This window comes from Veronia pacifica, assembly GCF_001707825.1.
In the GTDB taxonomy this organism is placed as follows: domain Bacteria; phylum Pseudomonadota; class Gammaproteobacteria; order Enterobacterales; family Vibrionaceae; genus Veronia; species Veronia pacifica.
In genome coordinates this window covers 25,310-45,006 of the sequence record NZ_LYBM01000040.1, presented here as the reverse complement: position 1 = coordinate 45,006, position 19,697 = coordinate 25,310, and the positions used below count along the sequence as shown (strand labels likewise).

Below are 19,697 nucleotides of genomic sequence, written 5' to 3'. Positions count from 1 at the left end.
AAATTTAACTTCCAAATAAGGAAGCGCGAACTGCAAGGAATCTTGCTAAGTTCGAAACGTACAAAATCTGGTGCATACCGGGTAAAAAATGCGACACTAGCTCAGCTGGTAGAGCGCGACCTTGCCAAGGTCGAGGTCACGAGTTCGAACCTCGTGTGTCGCTCCAAATTTTGTTTCCAGATAAGGAAGCGCGGTACGCAAGCAACCTTGTGAATCGTAGCAAGTCTATTTTTCGGTCAGTTATCCGCTCTTTGCGGACACTACCCGTTGCTCTTTCGCAGATTTCTCTGCCAATTACAAACATACATTAAAGTGAAGCTCTTGCTCACTGTGTGTGCTCTTTTAATGCTGTGAAGCATTATCTATGGAGTTATTTCTCGCTCCAAAAAATATGACTCATTTTACTTAGATGTTTTAGCGTATATCGTATTTAAACACCTATTTCCGGCTGTTTCTTAACAGACTTATCCACAATTTTTTACTTGTGGGTAAGGTAGTTGATGAATCTAAAAAATGAATAAGTTACCGCAGTATTTTAGGCTGTATGTTGATCAATAACTTGAAACTGTAAAAAACAAACACTCTTTATAAGTGTCTGTTATATATAAGATATGTGAAGATTGATCTCAGCTTTTAAAGCCTTTATCCCCAGCTTGTTCAACATTAGTGATTTGTTTCTCCTTTCACTCTCTAAATGTGTTTAACTATTTTGAGAGTCTCCTCAGGGTCAAATACTAAAAATGTTTTCCACATCAATACTTATAGTGTTATCGGCCTCTGTACGGCAAGGTAATTAATGCTGTGAGGTATGGTAGGTCGCTTCCTGCTAAGCTCATCAGGCATCTCGCGATAAGCCTTTTTCAACAATCCTTATTAAACGTTTAGTTGACGAGGGTAGAACATTAACTACGGCGTCATTTCGTTTCGAGATCTGCTGCTCGATCGCCCAGCTAATGTGTTCATCAAGCATAGCAGAACTTCCTTTGCTGTCAGTCAAAAGATCCAAAATAGTGGGATCGTAGGGGGCATTTCCCATTGCTACCGCAATGTTTCTCCGCCATTTTTCGTGGCCTATACGACGGATCGGGGATCCTTCTGTTTTTTTCAAAAACTCTTCTTCACTCCACGAAAATAAGGTTGTCAGAGACTGATTAACGAGCTGTGGGCGACCATGAAAGTCACTTTCATCGGTAATTTCAGATTCCCTGTTCCATGGACATACCAGCTGACAATCGTCGCAGCCATAAATTCGATTGCCTATCAACGACCTGAATTCAGTAGGAATGGTACCGTCTAGCTCTATGGTTAGATATGAAATACACTTTCGTGCATCAATGACGCCCTCTGCGACAATGGCGCCTGTCGGGCAGGAAGTCATACAAGCGACACATTTTCCGCATTGATTCTCTTTTGGACTATCCACAGGCAAAGGAAGATCGACCAGAAGTTCACCGAGGAAAAACCACGATCCTGCTTCTTGGTCGAGCAGAAGAGAATGTTTACCCGTCCATCCCAGGCCTGCTTTTTCGGCAAGTGGCCTCTCGAGAACAGGCGCGGAATCAACAAAAGGACGGTAACCATACACACCGACTTCATCTTCTATCCGTTTACCCAGTTGTTTGAGTCGGTTTCGAATCAATTTATGATAGTCACGCCCCAGCGCATAACGGCTTATATAGGCCTGTTCCGGCGCGTTCAATGAAGTGGCAAAACCGGCTTTTGGCGGCAGGTAATTCATTCTTACACTGATCACTCTGATGGTGCCCGGCACTAATTCTGCAGGCCGTGCTCGCATCATTCCATGTCTCTCCATCCAATCCATGTCACCGTGGTATCCGTGGTCCAGCCATTTCTGAAGCTGCGCCTCATGATCTGAAAGATCAATGTCAGTGATCCCAACGTGCTGAAATCCCAATTCCGCTCCCCATTTGCGGATCTTTTCGGCGAGTTGGTTAAAATCAGGAGTTATTTGGTAGTGCTGTAAAGACATGGTATCCAGGAGATGATCGTTGATAAGTCAAAGTTTACCATACTTGCTTTACACTGCGGATCAGGTTCGTTGTGGGGAGCAACAAATTGCTACAGAAAATCAGATTGATCTTTACGATCTGATGGAAAGTGCAGGCAAAGAGACGTTTGATATTCTTCGCCGTGACTGGGCTGATGCAGAAAAGATCGCGATCTTTTGCGGTAGCGGGAACAATGCAGGTGATGGCTATGTGGTTGCACGTCTGGCCCTCGAAGCTGGATTGCAGGTTAACCTCGTTGCAATCGGAGAGACTGACAGACTATCTGGTGATGCTCAACAGGCCTACGCTCAGTTTATTGCTGCTGGTGGTCGTACTGAAGATCGTGCTGATCTGAAAGAGTGCGATGTGATCGTGGATGCCTTGCTCGGTACGGGCAGCAATCGCCCTCTTGTCGATAATTATTTGGATGCAGTGAAGACAATTAATGTCAGTGAGCTTCCTGTGTTATCTATTGATTTGCCTTCTGGACTCAATGCAGACACAGGGAAGCCTCTCAATGAAGCCATTGTCGCAACATCGACAGTCAGCTTTATCGCATTAAAACAGGGAATGTTTACGGGAGATGCTAAGCACTATGTAGGCAAGCTGTATTTCGCAGGGCTTGGCGTGTCTGAGTGCTTTCAGAAAAGGTTTCCTTCATCGGTAATGCGGATTGCGCCCGGCTCAGGCTATCTTCACTATCCTGCCCGTAACGCTAGCGCACACAAAGGAGCATGTGGCCGGGTACTCTGTCTGGGAGGCCAACACGGAATGGGAGGAGCCATCATACTTGCCGGGCAGGCTGCTATTAGATCAGGTGCTGGTCTGGTCGCACTGTGTACGGTGCAGGACAATACTCAACCCGCTTTAATTCGTCAGCCTGAACTGATGGTATGGCCTTGGTCAGAAAACGACAGCATTGATGCTTTGCGCAAGTCCTTTGATTGGGCAACCGTGCTGGCAATTGGTCCTGGACTTGGACGATCCCGATGGGCGAGGGCCCTTTTTCGAGAGGCGCAAACCAGTAACTTACCTATGGTTGTTGATGCAGATGCACTCAATCTCCTCTCTGAACAAGTTTCATATAGAGAAAACTGGGTACTAACACCGCATCCGGGAGAGGCTGCACAATTACTGAATAAAACCGTCTCAGAGGTCGAACAGGATAGGTTTTCGTCGGTCAAAGAGTTACAAAGTCTTTTTGGCGGCGTTGTGGTGCTTAAAGGTGCTGGAACAATCGTTTATGATGGTCGCCAAATGTGTCTCATAGACGCGGGTAACCCGGGTATGGCAACTGCCGGTATGGGGGATGTGCTGACAGGCGTGATTGCTGCTTTCATAGCACAGTCTATGCCTCTCTTTGACGCCACGTGTATGGCAGCATATCTTCATAGTCGGTCGGCTGATTGCGCAGCTGTTAAAGGTGAGAGAGGCCTTGTTGCTAGTGATCTCATGCCATACCTTCGGCAAGATTTATTTGAGTAGTGATAAAACCATGACAGTTACTTTTGAGGCGATGTTGGCTGATGAGCAGGCCACCGTTGCTTTTGGTGCCGCAGTATCCAAAGCGTGCCGTCAACAAACAACATTCTATCTCCACGGCGATCTGGGGGCGGGTAAGACCACGTTTAGTCGAGGTTTTATCCAGTCATTAGGACACGATGGTAAAGTGAAAAGCCCAACCTATACTCTGGTAGAGCCATATGAGTTGCAGCAATGGCAGGTATATCATTTTGATTTATATCGGCTTGCTGACCCTGAAGAACTCGAATTTATGGGGATCCGGGATTATTTTACGCCAGATGCGCTGTGTTTGGTTGAGTGGCCGGAGAAGGGTGAAGGGTTATTACCTGAGCCAGATATCGATATCACGCTAACATATGTGGGTGAAAAACGTACTGTCAGTCTGACAGCGAATACGGACGCCGGAACAACATTGATAAACAGCTTGGAGTGGAACCAATAATAATGAAGTGGCAGGGAATTATCTTAGCCTTGTTGTGCTGGATTGGCGCAGTTTTTCCAGCGCTTGCCAATAAACTGGAAAATATTCGCGCATGGCCAGCACCGACTGAAACCCGAGTGGTCATGGATCTGGCTGATAAACCTGCTTACAGTTTTTTCACGCTAACATCGCCCAATCGGCTTGTCGTCGACCTAAAGCAAACTGGTCTGGGGATCTCCCTGCCGATGGCCGTCGAAAAGAGTAAAATCCTAAAGCGCATCCGAAAAAGTAACCCACCAGAGGCGGGGACTTATCGATTGGTGTTCGAGCTGTCCGGCAAGAGTAAACCGCGTTTGTTTACGCTTGCACCCGGTGGCGAATATGGTCACCGCTTAGTGATTGACCTGCCACATCCGGGAAATGACAACGATGTGGTGAAACCCGTCAAGCGCAGTTCAACCTCAGCGACAACCGCTTTACCCTTCGGCACAGATGATATCGTCATTGCAGTAGATGCCGGACACGGTGGTAATGATCCGGGGGCAATAGGCCCCAAGCGTAACTTTGAGAAACACGTTACTTTGGCGATCGCCAAGCAAGTTGCGGCAAAAATAAACAACGTACCCGGTATGCGGGCGGTACTGACCCGTACCGGAGACTACTTCGTTGATTTGAACAAGCGATCCAGAATTGCCCGTCAACACAAGGCGCATTTGTTGGTTTCGATTCATGCCGATGGTTTCCATAAACCTGATCCGAAAGGGGCATCTGTGTGGCTTCTCTCTCAACGTCGAGCCAATAACGAAATTGGTCGCTGGCTTGAGCAAACAGAAGAGCAATCTAACTTGCTGGGGGGCGGTTCTCTGCTCGGCGATGGAAATGAAGATGAGTATCTGAGTCGCGCCGTTTTGGACCTCCAGTTTGCCAATTCACAAAAAGAGGGATACGACGTAGCGGTGAGAGTGTTGAGTAAACTTGGCCGAATCACGTCGTTACACAAATCTAACCCTGAGCATGCCAGTCTTGCAGTACTGAAATCGCCAGATATTCCTTCCCTTTTGGTTGAAGCCGGGTTTATCACTAATCCCAAAGAAGAAAAACTACTTACGTCTAAAAGGCATCAATCGAGAGTCGCTGATGCGGTATCCGACGGCATTATTTCTTACTTTCAGCAGTTCCCACCTGATGGGACTTTGCTTGCCGTTAAGAAAAATGGTGTGAAACATACAGTAAAATCGGGAGAGTCGTTAAGTGTTATCGCCAAACGCTTTGGTACCACAGTTGCATCTATCCGTGCCGCGAACGGGCTGAAGTCGAGTACGCTGCGAATTGGCCAATTACTCACAGTTCCGGGAGTCAATGTTGATGCTCTGGTCAAAGCTGGAACTGCTGAGAAAAGAAGAACGACCACAGTGAGTGCCTCCAATACACGCACGACAACACTCACGCACACGGTACGTCAGGGAGAGTTTCTTGGCAAAATTGCAGCTAAATATGGAGTCACAGTGTCCAGTATCCGTAAGAACAATGCACTTAAGCGTGATGTTCTGTATGTTGGAAAGAAGCTGAAAATTGTTGGTGCAAAAGTCTCTTCGACAGCCACAAACCGTACCCGGCATAAGGTAAAACGTGGAGAGTATCTGGGCCAGATAGCGGCGAGCTACGGCGTGACCATTCAAAGTATCCGCAAGGCAAATAAGTTGCGTTCTGATGAGCTTGCTATCGGTCAAACGCTGATCATCCCCAGGAGTTAATCATGGCCATTCAAATATTGCCGGCCAGACTGGCTAATCAGATAGCCGCTGGAGAAGTGGTTGAACGTCCGGCATCTGTGGTGAAAGAACTGGTTGAAAACAGTGTTGATGCTGGTGCGACCCGGATTGATATCGACATTGAAAAAGGTGGCGCCAAGCTTATCCGTATTCGTGATAACGGTGCGGGTATTGCCAAAGACGAATTGCAATTGGCCTTAAGTCGACATGCTACCTCTAAAATTGCCTGTTTGGATGATCTGGAGGCGATCGTTAGCCTCGGTTTTCGTGGCGAAGCATTGGCCAGTATTAGCTCCGTATCCCGCCTGACTCTGACCTCACGGACTGTGACTCAGGCAGAGGCTTGGTCTGCGTATGCTGAGGGTCGCGATATGGAAGTCAAAATCAAGCCAGCAGCTCACCCGGTTGGGACAACCGTAGAAGTGGTGGATTTATTTTTCAATACGCCGGCTCGCCGCAAGTTTCTGCGCACAGATAAAACCGAATTTGGTCATATTGATGAGCTGATCAAACGCATTGCACTCAGTCGTTTCGATGTCGCTATTACGCTTCGGCACAATGGCACGATTGTCAGACAGTACCGCGCTGCATCGAACAGTGCTCAACAAGAACGAAGACTGGCTGCTATCTGCGGGTCGGCCTTTGTCCGTCATGCTGCGCAGGTTACGCTTGACCATCAAGGGTTGAAACTCTCTGGATGGATTTGTACGCCGGAGGGAGCGAGGAATCAAAATGATATCCAGCACTGCTTCGTTAATCGGCGGATGATGAAAGATAAGCTGATCAATCATGCTATCCGACAAGGCTATGAGGCCAGTCTGAACCCTGACCAGTTTGCTGCTTATGTACTGTTTATTGAAATTGACCCCTGTCAGGTGGACGTGAATGTCCATCCAGCTAAACACGAGGTTCGCTTTCAGCAGGCGAGGTTAGTTCACGACTTTATTTATCAGGCAGTTTCAGATGCACTGTTTCAGGTTACCAGTGAACAACAGCCCGAGCTGATGGAAAGTGAGCCAGTAAGCCATGTTGCTGAGGAAACGCAGGCGAAATCGTCTTATGACAGTGCTATTGACCGCAGCCCTGATTATCCGAATAAAGCAGAAGCCGCCGATTGGAGGCCCTCTGCTCGTGGCGCAGCCTCTGGCGGTGAATTCAGTGGGTCGAGCCATTCCTCACCACATGAGACAGATGATATGTCTTCTGAATCATCGGGTGAAAGCTTTGGAGACAATAGTAGTAGTGGGAGTCGTGATAGGTATTCTGATACTGCATCGTTTACGTCCAGCCATTCGGGGACGAATCATTCGCCATCTAAAGGCAGTTCCCCTGCAGGTAAAGGCCATTACGGAGCTCCAGCTCCGTCGCGAGCCAGTCAAAAAGCGTATCAAAAACTGATGACAACACCGGTGTTGGATGCTCCGTCTCCACCAGATTTAGCCTCCTCCTCACCGGACTCAGTAGTCCAAGATACTGTTTCTGAGAGAACACACCACCCGGTTTCAGCAGGGCATGCTGATGACGGATTGGGTAAGGCGCTGACGGTCATTAATGACTCGTATCTCTTGGTTGAGCAGAATACCGGGTTGTCTCTGATTGACCTCAAAGCGGCATCTTATCTAGCCACGCTTGGAAAACTTCAGGGTGCTGGAGAAGAGGATGGTCTGTCTGCCCAGCCCTTGCTTATTCCGCAGGCAATTCCGGCATCAATGGAAGAGCAGGCCAGTATCATGGAATATGAAAACCTGCTGACTTCCTTTGGGATCATCATCAGATCAAAATCGAAAACTCAGTTAATGGTCATGGCAGTATGCCAACTGCTTAGAAATCAAAACTTACAGAAGTTTGTTCCGTCGCTACTGGCATTCCTTCGCGACTTACCGCACACTGAACCAGACCAGCAACTTTCTGCAATGGCAGAGTGGCTTGCTGGTGGTGTCAGCGTGCCTGAATCTTTTGGTTTGTCTCAGGCTGTGACATTGCTCACCGATTTAGAATTATGCTGGCAGGGTTCGCTGGCTGAGTATTATCCTATGCTGCTGCGTCCGGTAGATGTCACGGCAGCATTAAAAGCGTTTCAGAATGAGTAACACATTACCTAAAGCCATTTTTCTGATGGGACCGACTGCCTCTGGCAAAACGGCTCTTGCTATTGCACTACGACAACAGTTTCCCGTTGAGATAATCAGCGTCGACTCTGCACTTATTTATCGTGGTATGGATATAGGCACCGCGAAGCCTGATGAACAAGAGTTGTCACTAGCGCCACATAGGTTGATTGACATCCGTGATCCGTCTGAGGCCTATTCTGCCGCTGACTTTCGTGCGGATGCCCTGCGGGAGATGGATGAGATCGTTGCGAGGGGGAATATTCCCTTGCTGGTTGGTGGTACTATGCTGTATTTCAAGGCGTTACTGGAAGGTTTGTCGCCGTTACCACCTGCAGATCCCGTTATTCGGGCTAAAATTGAGCAGGAAGCAGAAGAGCGAGGTTGGCAAGTTCTTCACGAAGAATTATGCCGAATTGATCCTGTCTCGGGCGCAAGGATTCATCCAAATGACCCTCAACGCCTGTCGCGGGCATTGGAAGTTTATAGAATTTCGGGTAAAACTCTGACAGAGTTAACCCAAGTTAAGGGTGAGCCTCTACCCTACGAGGTCCATCAGTATGCAATAGCTCCCAAGGAAAGGGAGGAGCTGCATCGACGTATCGAGCTGCGATTTGAAAAAATGGTGCATGCAGGGTTTAAAGATGAGGTGAAATGCCTTTTTGAGCGTGGAGATCTCAATCCTGATATGCCATCAATCCGCTGTGTCGGTTATCGTCAGATGTGGGACTATTTTTCGGGTGCATGTTCTCTCGACGATGCGATTTATCGTGGAGTTTGTGCGACCCGACAGTTAGCCAAACGTCAGATCACCTGGCTACGTAGCTGGGATCAGCTGACTTGGCTTGATAGTGATAACGTGCCTGGATCTTTGCAGACGGTTGCTAAGCATCTAACCTAAGCATTGGCGAAGGAGCGCAACTTTGATTGTCAGCGTTATCAATTTTTTGATGCTAAATACAAATACAAACCAATAAGGAAAAGAAAAATGGCTAAGGGGCAATCTCTACAAGACCCATTTCTGAACGCACTGCGTCGTGAACGTGTACCCGTCTCAATTTACTTAGTGAACGGTATTAAGCTTCAAGGACAGATTGAATCTTTCGACCAGTTTGTGATTCTGTTGAAAAATACAGTTAACCAAATGGTATACAAACACGCGATCTCTACCGTTGTCCCAGCGCGCCCGGTTAACCATCATCACAATGGTAACGAGCGTTCACAAAATGATTCGCGTTCCCAAGAAAAAACTGAGGAGTAAAATCCATTGGTGAGGAGTTGATCGCTTGTTTGACCGTTATGAAGCCGGTGAACAGGCTGTTTTAGTTCATATCAACTTCGCGCAAGAAAGTGACAGGGATGAATTGAGTGAGTTTGAAATGTTGGTGTCGTCTGCAGGCGTAAACTGCTTGCAGATCGTTACTGGCAGCAGACAGGCTCCCCATCCCAAATACTTTGTTGGTGAAGGTAAAGCGCAAGAAATTGCTGATGTAGTCCGCTCAACACATGCTGAAATTGTAATTTTTAATCATGCGCTCTCTCCAGCTCAGGAGCGAAACCTCGAACACTTGATGAAATGTCGGGTGTTGGATCGTACTGGGCTAATTCTTGATATTTTTGCACAGCGAGCCAGAACCCACGAGGGGAAGTTGCAGGTTGAGCTTGCTCAGTTGCGCCATCTCTCTACACGTCTTGTCCGTGGATGGACTCACCTTGAACGCCAAAAGGGCGGAATAGGTTTGAGAGGACCCGGTGAGACCCAGTTAGAGACAGACCGTCGCTTACTGCGTGATCGGGTGAAAGCTATCCTTCGTAGACTTGAGAAAGTTGCTAAGCAACGAGAACAGGGCCGAAGAGCAAGAAATCGAGCAGAAGTCCCAACCCTCTCTCTTGTTGGATACACCAACGCAGGAAAATCCACACTGTTCAATCGCGTGACAGAGGCGGGTGTTTATGCAGCAGACCAGTTGTTTGCGACGCTCGATCCGACACTTCGCAAGATTGAAGTTGAGGACGTCGGTGACGTTGTCCTTGCAGACACCGTCGGTTTCATCAGGCATCTGCCACACGATTTGGTTGCTGCCTTTAAGGCGACGCTTCAGGAAACACAAGAAGCGACCTTGTTGGTGCACGTTGTTGATGCTGGGGATGACAGGTATCGGGAAAACATTGATGCCGTCAATGAGGTACTTGAGGAGATTGATGCTCATGAAGTGCCGACCCTGCTGGTGATGAATAAAATTGATAGCCTAGATGATGCGACACCACGTATTGAACGTGATGACGAGGGGCAACCTCGCATTGTATGGGTATCTGCACTGGCAGATCTCGGCATGGATCTGCTTTTTGAGGCGCTGACAGAGCGGTTGTCGGGAACTATGGTAAGCTGTCGCTTACGTATTCCCCCTGCGGCAATTGGCAGGATGCACAGCAAGTTTTATCAGTTGCGTTGTATTACCCATGAAGAGTTTGAAGAAGATGGACATCTCTTAATTGATATCCGTTTACCACAAACTGACTGGTTGAGACTTAAAAAACGAGAAGGTAGTGCGTTAGGTGACTTTATCCTTGCCTGACAGACTGTTACAGTATAAAAAACTATCGTCATATCATATTGATGGAGTGCTCTAATGGCGTGGAATGAGCCAGGAAACAATGGCGGCCAGGACAAGGATCCCTGGGGGAACCGAGGCGGCCGCGATCAAGGTCCACCCGATCTTGATGAAATATTCGGCAAACTTGGGCGCAAGCTCAATGGTCTTTTTGGCGGCAGCGGTCCCTCCCTCGGGGGTGGCGGCAGTGCTGCTGGTTTAGGGGTAATAGCAGTAGTTGGTGCAGTTATCTGGGGTATCTCAGGTTTTTACACCATAGGTGAAGCTGAGCGTGGTGTTATTCTGCGTTTTGGTGAGTACAACCGTATCGAGCAGCCTGGTCTTAACTGGAAAGCAAACTTCATTGATGACGTAAGAACCGTTAATGTTGAAGCGATTCGTTCGCTGCGTGGCTCTGGCCTGATGCTGACCAAGGACGAGAACGTGGTCCGTGTTGAGATGGATGTACAGTATCGTGTTGCGGATCCGAAAAAGTATCTGTACGCAGTGACCAGTGCTGATGACAGTCTACGTCAGGCTACAGACTCAGCACTACGTGCTGTAATTGGTGACGCTGTCATGGATGAGATTCTGACCACAGGTCGTCAGGTCATTCGTGAGCGTACTCAGGTTGAAATAAACCGTATTATCGATCGTTACGATATGGGTATTCAGGTTGTTGATGTCAACTTCCAGACTGCACGACCACCTGAACAGGTGAAAGATGCATTCGATGATGCCATCGCGGCGCGAGAGGATGAGGAACGTTTCATCCGTGAAGCCGAGGCTTACCGTAACGACATTTTGCCGAAGGCAACAGGTCGAGCTGAGCGTCTTAAGAAAGAAGCGCTGGGTTACAAAGAGAAAACTGTCAATGAAGCACAGGGTGAAGTGGCACAGTTTGAAAAACTGCTCCCAGAATACGCTGCTGCGCCTGACGTAACCCGAAGCCGTCTATATCTAGAAGCGATGGAAAGCGTGTTTGAGAATACCAGTAAAGTATTGATCGACTCGAAATCTGGCGGCGGTAACTTGCTGTACTTGCCACTGGATAAGTTGATGAGCCAAAGACCACAACAATCTTCAGGCGCTCAGCCAGTGAGTCAGCCAAATGGTATTGAACTCGAGCGGAGCAGCACTGATACCCAGTCGCAGTCAGGACGTTCTAATTCGCGTCAGGGGAGGTTTTAATCATGCGTAAATTATTAATTCCTCTACTTATTGTCGCTATCATTTTACCTTTGATGTCGGTATTCGTTATCGATGAGGGTGATCGCGGTATTGTGATTCGTTTTGGTCGTGTATTAAAAGATGATACTGACATGGCACGTATCTATGAGCCGGGCTTACAATTCAAATGGCCGTTGGTTGACCGTGTTAGAACGCTAGATGCGCGTATCCAGACCATGGATGACCAGTCAGACCGCTTTGTAACGTCTGAGAAAAAAGACGTGATCATTGATTCGTATGTCAAGTGGCGAATCAAAGACTTCGGTCAGTACTACCTCTCTACGGGTGGCGGTAACCGTTTGACGGCAGAAGCCCTTCTGCAACGTAAGGTTGCCGATGGTCTGCGTGCTGAGATTGGTTCAAAGACCATCAAAGAGATCGTGTCTGAGAAACGTGAACAGGTCATGTCTGACGTTCTTGCTGAAGCACAGACCAGTGCTGGTGATATTGGTATTGAAGTGATTGACCTTCGTATCAAGAAAATCAACCTGCCAGAAGAGATCAGTGAGTCGATCTACAAGCGTATGCGTGCAGAGCGTGAAACGGTAGCTCGTCGTCACCGCTCACAAGGTCGTGAGAAAGCGGAGGTTATCCGTGCTCAGGCAGAGCTTGAAGTAGCGACAGTATTGGCTGAAGCAGAGAAAACTGCTCGTGTCACGCGCGGTGAAGCTGATGCAGAAGCGGCCAAAATCTTTGCCGATACCTTCTCTAAAGATCCTGACTTCTACAAGTTCCTTCGTTCGCTGCAGGCGTACAAGAAGAGCTTGAGCAACAAGGGTGATATTTTGGTTGTTGATCCGAACAGTGAGTTCTTCCAGTACATGAAAGAGCCGTCACTGAAACTCAACCAGTAACAGCAAAAATATATAGAAAGAAAGACAAGGCAATGCGCCTTGTCTTTTTTTATGGGACAAGGAAAAGATGATTGAATTGTGGATGGCGATAGGCATTGCTTTAATGTTTGAGGGACTAGGACCCTTGTTATTCCCTGAAAAGTGGCGAAAAATGATGATGGAAATGAGTCAATTACCCACCCCTTTATTGCGGCGAATAGGCGGTTGCTTAGTTGCAGCAGGGATAACTATCGCATATATGATGTGGACGTCTAAGTAAATGGATGCCAGGTGAAAATGTGATGCTATGAGACGTGTATTCTCGACGACGGTCAAAAAATGACTGCATGATTTTTTGTATGGTGCTAGAATCCCGTTTTAACTATCAACTGACTGGTAAAGATGGGTAATAACGTAGTTGTTCTCGGCACCCAATGGGGTGACGAAGGTAAGGGGAAGATCGTTGATCTTCTGACCGAAGACGCAAAATATGTGGTTCGCTACCAGGGCGGTCACAATGCAGGTCATACTCTTGTCATCGACGGTGAAAAAACCGTTCTACATTTGATTCCTTCTGGCATTCTGCGTGACAACGTGAAATGTATCATCGGTAATGGTGTTGTTCTGTCTCCAGACGCACTGATGAAAGAAATGGGTGGGCTGGAACAACGTGGTATCCCGGTTCGTGAACGCCTATTCCTGTCAGAGGCTTGTCCGCTAATTCTTCCTTATCACATCGCACTGGATGCTGCGCGCGAAAAAGCCCGTGGTAAGAAAGCGATTGGTACTACTGGTCGTGGTATCGGTCCTGCATACGAAGATAAAGTTGCCCGTCGTGGTCTTCGCGTGGGTGATCTGTTTGATAAAGAAGCCTTTGCCGAGAAGCTTAAAGAAGTCATGGCATTCCATAACTTCCAGCTTGAGCATTACTACAAGGTTGAGCCAGTAAGCTATGAAGAAACACTGGCAAAAATCATGGAGCAATCTGACATTCTGACCAGCATGGTTATGGATGTAACACAAGAGCTGGACGACGCACGTCAGCGCGGCGATAAGATCATGTTTGAAGGTGCGCAGGGAACACTGCTGGACATCGACCATGGTACTTATCCGTACGTTACCTCGTCTAACACGACTGCTGGTGGCGTAGCTGCAGGTTCTGGTTTTGGTCCTCGTCATCTTGGCTACATCTTGGGTATTGCGAAAGCATACTGTACCCGTGTAGGTGCAGGTCCATTCCCGACTGAGCTTTATGATGGTCAAGACAAGCAAGACCCAGTAGGTAAGCATTTGGGTGATGTTGGCCACGAATTCGGTGCGACAACTGGTCGTCTGCGTCGTACCGGCTGGTTTGATGCTGTCGCCATGCGTCGTGCTATTCAAATCAACTCAATCTCTGGTTTCTGCCTGACGAAACTGGATGTATTGGATGGTCTGAAAGAGATCAAGATTTGTACGGGCTACCAACTGGAGGACGGAACGGTACTAAACGTCTCTCCAATGGCCGCAGAAGCTTACGAAAACGTAACGCCAATTTACGAAACCGTACCTGGTTGGTCTGAAAATACCGTTGGTGCTAAGTCTCTGGACGCGCTGCCGCAAGCTGCTCTGGATTACATCAAACGTATTGAAGAGTTGACTGGTGTGCCAATCGATATCGTATCGACTGGCCCAGATCGTAACGAAACCATCATTAAGGTGCATCCTTTCGCATCGTAATGAGAAGGTCTCCTGAAAAAACCAGCCGATAGGCTGGTTTTTTTTCATTTGTCATTTCTTATGGACTACTATCTTCTCCTGTCGACACCCAATTATCATTTCAAATTGTTTATCTGTTACCAGTTTTTACTGGGCTTGTGGTTACTATGTGATGTGAACTACTCATGCCAATATCTGTCATGATTAGAAGGGTTTCATTGTGTATGGCACGTTATTTACTATGCTGTGTCTAAGCACCCTGACAGTCACTCAAACATAAAGACAACGCATTGGCTGTCGATATAATGAATGTAGCGTCTTTACTTTTGACACCGAGTAAACAGCGAATGAAACACATAACCACACGCTTTCTCTTTCTCTTAACGGTCTATTTTCCAGTAGGAGCCGTTTCTGCCGATATTGGGCCAGCATTGCCTGTCTATACAGAATCAGATCTGATGAAAATGTTTGAGACCAACACACATCTGAAAAAAGTGAAAGCAGATGATTGCCAGCTTTTACAGGATATTATTGCCAGAGCGACCAAAATTGACTTGCCAGCTTACCAGTTTCTCTACGGTGATATGATGGCATGGGGAGTCTGTGTTGATAGGGATGTGGAGTCCGGTATTGTGTATATGAAAAAAGCGGCTAAACAAGGGTTACCCGCTGCGCTAGAACAACTCGGCAGATATTACTCGAAAGGCACGTTAGTTCAGAGAGACGAAGAGAGAGCCGTTCGTTATTTCAAAGAAGCGGCGTCTCTTGGTTTCGTCAAAGCGAAGCTGAATCTTGCTGAATTACTGCTTAACGATCACGGAAGTCCACTTGACTATGAAGATGCCTACCGATGGCTCAGCCAAACTGCCACGGCTGACAAAGCCACGCATCGCAAAGTCGCTGAGCTTATGAAAGGTCTGGAAAACCGAATGCCTCGTAATATTATTGAACGCGCTAAATCAGCAAGTTACTAATTTCACTTACAACACCTTGTGAGGCCCAAAGCACTCGTAATGAATTCGGTCACTGCTCACGCCTGCCTGTGTCAGCTGCTTGGCGACACTTTGCATGAATCCGACAGGACCACACATGTAAAAAATCTGTTCAGGATCCTTGGTGATATGGTCAACACTGCTTAGGTCTATGATGCCTTTGTGATCAAAATGTTCACCCGGTAAGTCTCCCGCTTCGGGTGTCCGGTACCAGATATGACGCTCACCCTTTCTATGCTTTCCAATTAACTCCGTTGACTCTTCCGAGAAGGCATGTGTCCGGCCATTTTCCGCCGCATGCAGCCAGTTTATTCCTGCCTGATGCTTGCCGCTTAGGGTTTCAAGCATCGACATCATAGGCGTTAGACCAACACCTGCTGAAATTAATGTGACGGGGGTTTGGCTGCCTATATCGAGGAAAAAGTCACCACAGGGCGGTGTGAGTTCAACGCTATCACCGACATGAATTTCGTCATGGAGGAAATTAGATACTTTTCCACTGTCTTCCCGTTTTACGGCGATGCGATATTGATTCGCTGAAGGCGCAGCAGCCAGACTATATTGCCGGATTTCCTGATGTTCAAACTGATCCGACTGAATATGAATACCCAAATATTGCCCGGGTTTAAAATTGGCAATAGGCCCTCCATCTACAGGAGCAAACACGAAGCTGGTGATCACATCACTTCGCTTTTCTTTTTCAACAACTTTGAATGTCCGTGTGCCGCGCCAACCACCGACAGAGTCTTGTTGTGCTTGGTAGATCTCTTTCTCCCGATGAATAAAAACATCAGCGAGTACGCCGTAAGCTTCCGCCCAGGCATCTAAAACGGCTTGCCCCGGCGAGAAAAACGCGTCAATTGTGGCAAGAAGATTTTCGCCGACAATGGCATACATATCCGGTGAAATATTAAAACTTGTATGTTTTTGGGCAATTTTTTCAACAACGGGCAGTAATACCTCGAGATTGTCTATATTAGCTGCATAACCATGAACCGCATTGAATAGTGCCTGATGTTGAGCATGATTGAGTTGGTTACTCATATTGAAGATATCTTTCAATTCAGGATGGCGATTTAGCATTCGATCGTAGAAATGAGTTGTGATTTCCGGGCCGGTTTGTGCAAGGAGAGGGGCGGTAGACTTAACAATTTCAATCGTTTGTTGACTTAGCATGACATTACCCTTAAACATGTATCTAAAATGCATGTTATAAGTTGTATCTCAAAGGTATCTTTTAGTCAACGGGAAACTTACAATGACCACAAAGGAGACAAAACGTGCAATTAACCGCTTTCACTGATTTCGCCCTACGAGCATTAATGTTTCTCGCAAACCTTGAGCCTGGCCGGCTTACTAGTATCTCTGAAGTGACTGAAGAATATGGCGTATCGAGAAACCACATGGTGAAAATTATTCATCGTCTGAGCCAGTTAGGGTATGTGGAAACGGTACGCGGAAAAAATGGTGGAATACGTCTTGGAAGGCCTGCCTCTCAAATTATTATTGGTCAGCTAATCAGGGATATAGAGCCCTTACAGCTGGTAAATTGCAGCACTGACTTTTGCCATATATCTCCTGCCTGCAAACTTAAAGGAATTCTTTCAGATGCAATGACGAACTTCCTGCAGGAATTGGACAGATACACACTTCAGGATTTGACGGCTGACAATCAGCCGCTAGTCAACCTATTACATATCAATTATGCCAGCCAGTCAGTGAAATAAGGTGACTGGGGAGAAAATTCCCGCTAAAGCTTGGCCAATAATCATTTTGAACTAATTTCTGGCGATATACTGAAAAGCATATGTCGCCGTTAGAAAAAGAGACATCCATGGATAAACACTTGCATTCGAACGATCCACATTTGGATCGCGAAGCGGAAAAATATGAAAATCCGGTGCCCAGCAGAGAGCACCTTCTTGAGGTCATTAAAGGCTTTTCCACACCAGTAAGCCGCGATCAGTTATTTGAAGTACTGGGATTAAGCACTGAAGACCAATATGAGGGGCTACGTCGCCGACTGCGTGCAATGGAACGCGATGGCCAGCTGGTCTTCACTCGCAGACAATGTTACGCCTTGCCCGAGCGACTCGATCTGGTCAAAGGAACAGTAATTGGTCACCGTGACGGTTTTGGTTTCCTACGCCCAGAGGGTAAGGGCAACCGAGAAGACTGGCTGTTGCCACATCACCAGATGAAGAGTGTGATGCACGGTGACTTCATTCTGGTTCAGCCTGCGGGCACTGACAAGCGTGGTCGTAAAGAAGCCAGAGTGGTCAGGGTTCTGGAAGAGCGTAAAGGACAAATTGTCGGCCGCTATTTCGTTGAAAATGGCCAAGGCTTTGTTGTGCCAGATGATTCCCGACTGGGGCAGGATATTGTGATTCCCGATGATTCACGCAAAGGCGCGCGGATGGGGAACGTCGTTGTCGTAGAGATCTTTCAGCGTCCCACAAGACAGCATAACCCTGTTGGTCGTATCGTCGATGTACTGGGTGAGAACATGGCGCCGGGGATGGAAATTGAAATCGCCATGCGCACTCACAATATTCCGAATGAATGGCCAAAAGAAGTCGGTCAGCAAATCAAGCGCCTGACGGAAGAAGTGCCAGAAGAGGCGAAACAGGGTCGTGTTGACCTGCGTGACTTGCCGCTGGTAACCATCGACGGTGAAGATGCCCGAGACTTCGATGACGCGGTTTACTGTGAGAAAAAACGCTCTGGTGGCTGGCGACTATGGGTTGCGATTGCCGATGTGAGCTACTACGTGCGCCCAGACTCAGCACTCGACAAAGAAGCAATCAATCGCGGTAACTCAGTGTACTTCCCTTCTCAGGTTGTCCCAATGTTACCTGAGGTCCTGTCAAACGGACTGTGTTCACTCAATCCGCAGGTAGACCGCCTGTGTATGGTGTGTGAAATGACCGTATCTGCGGCGGGTAAGCTGTCAGGCTTTAAGCACTACGAAGCAGTCATGAACTCCCATGCTCGTCTGACCTATACCAAAGTGTCACAAATTCTTGATGGCGATAAAGAGCTGCGTGACCGTTACAACAATCTGGTACCGCATCTTGAGCAGCTCAACGCCATGTACAAGGCACTGAAAGGTGCCCGTGAACAGCGTGGTGCCATTGAGTTTGAAACCAGAGAGACTAAGTTCTTGTTTAACGCCATGCGCAAGATTGACCGCATAGTGCCCGTTGAACGCAATGACGCGCACAAGATCATCGAAGAATGCATGATTCTGGCAAACATTGCCTCAGCCCGCTTTGTTGAAAAAAACAAAGAGGCAGCACTTTATCGGGTGCACGAGGCCCCGGGTGAAGAGCGTCTTACAGGGTTTAAAGATTTTCTCAAAGAGCTTGGCCTCAGTCTGCATGGTGGACTCGATCCGTCACCGACTGATTATGCCCAGCTAGCGCATGCGATTCAGAACCGTCCGGATCAGGAGCTTATCCAGACCATGCTGCTGCGCTCAATGAAGCAGGCCGTTTATCAGGCAGATAATGCGGGTCACTTTGGTCTGGCGCTTAAGCAGTACGCGCACTTTACGTCGCCAATTCGCCGATATCCCGATCTGTTGCTGCATCGTGCCATTAAATATTTACTCGCCAAGCAGGAAGGTCACAATACCGACAAGTGGACACCCACTGGCGGCTACCACTACAGCCCGGACGATATGGATGTGATGGGTGAGCAGTGCTCAATGACTGAGCGTCGCGCCGATGACGCTACCCGCGATGTGTCCGATTGGCTCAAATGTGAGTACATGCAAGATCATGTTGGCGATATCATGGACGGGGTGATTGCTAACGTCACCGGATTTGGTTTCTTCGTCCGTCTTAACGAACTGCATATCGATGGTCTGGTTCATATTTCCAACCTTGATAATGATTACTACCGTTTCGATATGGTGGGTCAGAAGCTGGTGGGTGAGAGCTCAGGTCGCATATTCCGTCTTGGCGATGAAGTACAAGTCAAAGTATTATCCGTCAACCTTGATGAAAGGATGATCGATTTTGAGCTGGCTGGTTCAAAACGCCGGGCACGTGGTCAAGGTAAAACGGCTCGTAAGAACGCGCGCAGTCATTCCCGTGATGATAGCCGCAGTAGCAACACCCGCCGTAAAAAGGGCCGGGCCGAGTCAGGGAAAGATGCCGAAGCCAGTCGTGAGCGCATGTCTGTCCGACAGCAGCTTAAGAGTGGTGCAATCCCTCAGGTTGAGGGAGATAAAGCACCTGGTGGGAAAAAGGGCGGCCGTAAAGGTAAGAAAAAAGGCAAAGGTGGCAAACCGGGCGCGAAAAATACGGGTGTAGCGAAAGGTCCAAGCAACGCAAAGCAAAATGGAAACGCGAAGCCGACCGGCAACGCGAACGGAGCCAAGCAAAACGGCGGCGCGGACAAGCCTGCTGCCAGCGGCAATCCGGCAAGAAAGAAAACCAAGGCCGAAAAGGCGCGCAAGAAAAAAGCGCAGAAACGTAAACCTGCCCAGAGCGGCAACAAGAAGAAGTAAGCC

At 47.9% G+C, this 19,697-nt stretch carries 16 protein-coding genes and 1 tRNA gene; 15 read left to right on the top strand and 2 right to left on the bottom strand.

From position 1 onward, the window contains the following. The first annotated feature begins 90 nt into the window (after positions 1–90). Positions 91–166 (top strand) — tRNA-Gly (locus A8L45_RS18135). A 669-nt stretch (positions 167–835) separates the two neighbouring features. On the opposite strand, the gene queG is transcribed toward A8L45_RS18135, so the two are convergent. Further along, complete coding sequence (gene queG, locus A8L45_RS18130; protein WP_068904770.1) at positions 836–1,990, bottom strand: tRNA epoxyqueuosine(34) reductase QueG; 1,155 nt, start codon at positions 1,988–1,990, stop codon at positions 836–838. Positions 1,991–2,009: 19 nt separating this feature from the next. On the opposite strand from queG, the gene A8L45_RS18125 reads away from it, so the two are divergent. The 12 genes from A8L45_RS18125 (at position 2,010) to A8L45_RS18070 (ending at position 15,160) form a co-directional block, all read left to right on the top strand. Beyond that, positions 2,010–3,494: an NAD(P)H-hydrate dehydratase gene (locus tag A8L45_RS18125; protein WP_245680761.1), complete on the top strand. Its 1,485-nt coding sequence runs from the start codon at positions 2,010–2,012 to the stop codon at positions 3,492–3,494. Between the two features lie 10 nt (positions 3,495–3,504). Next, a complete protein-coding gene (gene tsaE / locus A8L45_RS18120) occupies positions 3,505–3,975 on the top strand; it encodes a tRNA (adenosine(37)-N6)-threonylcarbamoyltransferase complex ATPase subunit type 1 TsaE (RefSeq protein WP_068904769.1) in 471 nt (156 codons plus the stop codon). A 2-nt stretch (positions 3,976–3,977) separates the two neighbouring features. Next, a complete protein-coding gene (locus A8L45_RS18115) occupies positions 3,978–5,708 on the top strand; it encodes a LysM peptidoglycan-binding domain-containing protein (RefSeq protein ID WP_068904768.1) in 1,731 nt (576 codons plus the stop codon). A 2-nt stretch (positions 5,709–5,710) separates the two neighbouring features. Next, positions 5,711–7,816 (top strand): DNA mismatch repair endonuclease MutL, encoded by a 2,106-nt coding sequence (gene mutL / locus A8L45_RS18110; RefSeq protein WP_068904767.1) that lies wholly within the window; start codon positions 5,711–5,713, stop codon positions 7,814–7,816. Then, complete coding sequence (gene miaA / locus A8L45_RS18105; protein WP_068904766.1) at positions 7,809–8,735, top strand: tRNA (adenosine(37)-N6)-dimethylallyltransferase MiaA; 927 nt, start codon at positions 7,809–7,811, stop codon at positions 8,733–8,735. Before mutL ends, miaA begins: the two co-directional genes overlap by 8 nt. Positions 8,736–8,822: 87 nt before the next feature. Continuing rightward, positions 8,823–9,095 (top strand): RNA chaperone Hfq, encoded by a 273-nt coding sequence (gene hfq, locus A8L45_RS18100; protein WP_068904765.1) that lies wholly within the window; start codon positions 8,823–8,825, stop codon positions 9,093–9,095. A 25-nt stretch (positions 9,096–9,120) separates the two neighbouring features. Continuing rightward, positions 9,121–10,410, top strand: a complete 1,290-nt coding sequence (gene hflX / locus A8L45_RS18095) for a ribosome rescue GTPase HflX (RefSeq protein ID WP_068904764.1) — start codon at positions 9,121–9,123, stop codon at positions 10,408–10,410. Between the two features lie 54 nt (positions 10,411–10,464). Continuing rightward, positions 10,465–11,616: an FtsH protease activity modulator HflK gene (hflK, locus tag A8L45_RS18090; RefSeq protein ID WP_068904763.1), complete on the top strand. Its 1,152-nt coding sequence runs from the start codon at positions 10,465–10,467 to the stop codon at positions 11,614–11,616. A 2-nt stretch (positions 11,617–11,618) separates the two neighbouring features. Beyond that, positions 11,619–12,509 carry a protease modulator HflC gene (hflC, locus tag A8L45_RS18085; protein ID WP_068904762.1) on the top strand — a complete coding sequence of 297 codons (891 nt, stop codon included), beginning with the start codon at positions 11,619–11,621 and terminating at the stop codon, positions 12,507–12,509. Between the two features lie 67 nt (positions 12,510–12,576). Beyond that, on the top strand, positions 12,577–12,768 hold the full coding sequence (locus A8L45_RS18080; RefSeq protein WP_068904761.1) for a DUF2065 domain-containing protein: 192 nt from the start codon (positions 12,577–12,579) through the stop codon (positions 12,766–12,768). A gap of 122 nt (positions 12,769–12,890) precedes the next feature. Then, positions 12,891–14,207 (top strand): adenylosuccinate synthase, encoded by a 1,317-nt coding sequence (locus A8L45_RS18075; RefSeq protein WP_068904760.1) that lies wholly within the window; start codon positions 12,891–12,893, stop codon positions 14,205–14,207. 326 nt (positions 14,208–14,533) lie between these two features. Then, on the top strand, positions 14,534–15,160 hold the full coding sequence (locus A8L45_RS18070; RefSeq protein WP_083228407.1) for a tetratricopeptide repeat protein: 627 nt from the start codon (positions 14,534–14,536) through the stop codon (positions 15,158–15,160). 6 nt (positions 15,161–15,166) lie between these two features. Here the strand turns inward: A8L45_RS18070 and hmpA are convergent, their stop codons facing one another. Beyond that, complete coding sequence (gene hmpA, locus A8L45_RS18065) at positions 15,167–16,354, bottom strand: NO-inducible flavohemoprotein (protein WP_068904759.1); 1,188 nt, start codon at positions 16,352–16,354, stop codon at positions 15,167–15,169. Positions 16,355–16,458: 104 nt separating this feature from the next. On the opposite strand from hmpA, the gene nsrR reads away from it, so the two are divergent. Together nsrR and rnr are read left to right on the top strand one after the other, a co-directional pair. Beyond that, the gene (gene nsrR / locus A8L45_RS18060) at positions 16,459–16,905 is read left to right on the top strand and encodes a nitric oxide-sensing transcriptional repressor NsrR (protein WP_068904758.1); all 447 of its coding nucleotides are present in this window, start codon (positions 16,459–16,461) and stop codon (positions 16,903–16,905) included. A gap of 107 nt (positions 16,906–17,012) precedes the next feature. Beyond that, entirely contained in the window at positions 17,013–19,694 is a 2,682-nt protein-coding gene (gene rnr, locus A8L45_RS18055; RefSeq protein ID WP_139122412.1) for a ribonuclease R, read from the top strand. Positions 19,695–19,697: the final 3 nt, after the last annotated feature.

Bases quoted from the DNA above. Each gene is read 5' to 3' on its own strand.
- A8L45_RS18115 (WP_068904768.1), top strand. From the start codon at position 3,978: ATGAAGTGGCAGGGAATTATCTTAGCCTTGTTGTGCTGGATTGGCGCA.
- hmpA (WP_068904759.1), bottom strand. From the start codon at position 16,354: ATGCTAAGTCAACAAACGATTGAAATTGTTAAGTCTACCGCCCCTCTC.
- A8L45_RS18075 (WP_068904760.1), top strand. From the start codon at position 12,891: ATGGGTAATAACGTAGTTGTTCTCGGCACCCAATGGGGTGACGAAGGT.
- rnr (WP_139122412.1), top strand. From the start codon at position 17,013: ATGGATAAACACTTGCATTCGAACGATCCACATTTGGATCGCGAAGCG.
- hflK (WP_068904763.1), top strand. From the start codon at position 10,465: ATGGCGTGGAATGAGCCAGGAAACAATGGCGGCCAGGACAAGGATCCC.
- hflC (WP_068904762.1), top strand. From the start codon at position 11,619: ATGCGTAAATTATTAATTCCTCTACTTATTGTCGCTATCATTTTACCT.
- queG (WP_068904770.1), bottom strand. From the start codon at position 1,990: ATGTCTTTACAGCACTACCAAATAACTCCTGATTTTAACCAACTCGCC.
- hfq (WP_068904765.1), top strand. From the start codon at position 8,823: ATGGCTAAGGGGCAATCTCTACAAGACCCATTTCTGAACGCACTGCGT.
- A8L45_RS18070 (WP_083228407.1), top strand. From the start codon at position 14,534: ATGAAACACATAACCACACGCTTTCTCTTTCTCTTAACGGTCTATTTT.
- A8L45_RS18080 (WP_068904761.1), top strand. From the start codon at position 12,577: ATGATTGAATTGTGGATGGCGATAGGCATTGCTTTAATGTTTGAGGGA.
- mutL (WP_068904767.1), top strand. From the start codon at position 5,711: ATGGCCATTCAAATATTGCCGGCCAGACTGGCTAATCAGATAGCCGCT.
- tsaE (WP_068904769.1), top strand. From the start codon at position 3,505: ATGACAGTTACTTTTGAGGCGATGTTGGCTGATGAGCAGGCCACCGTT.
- miaA (WP_068904766.1), top strand. From the start codon at position 7,809: ATGAGTAACACATTACCTAAAGCCATTTTTCTGATGGGACCGACTGCC.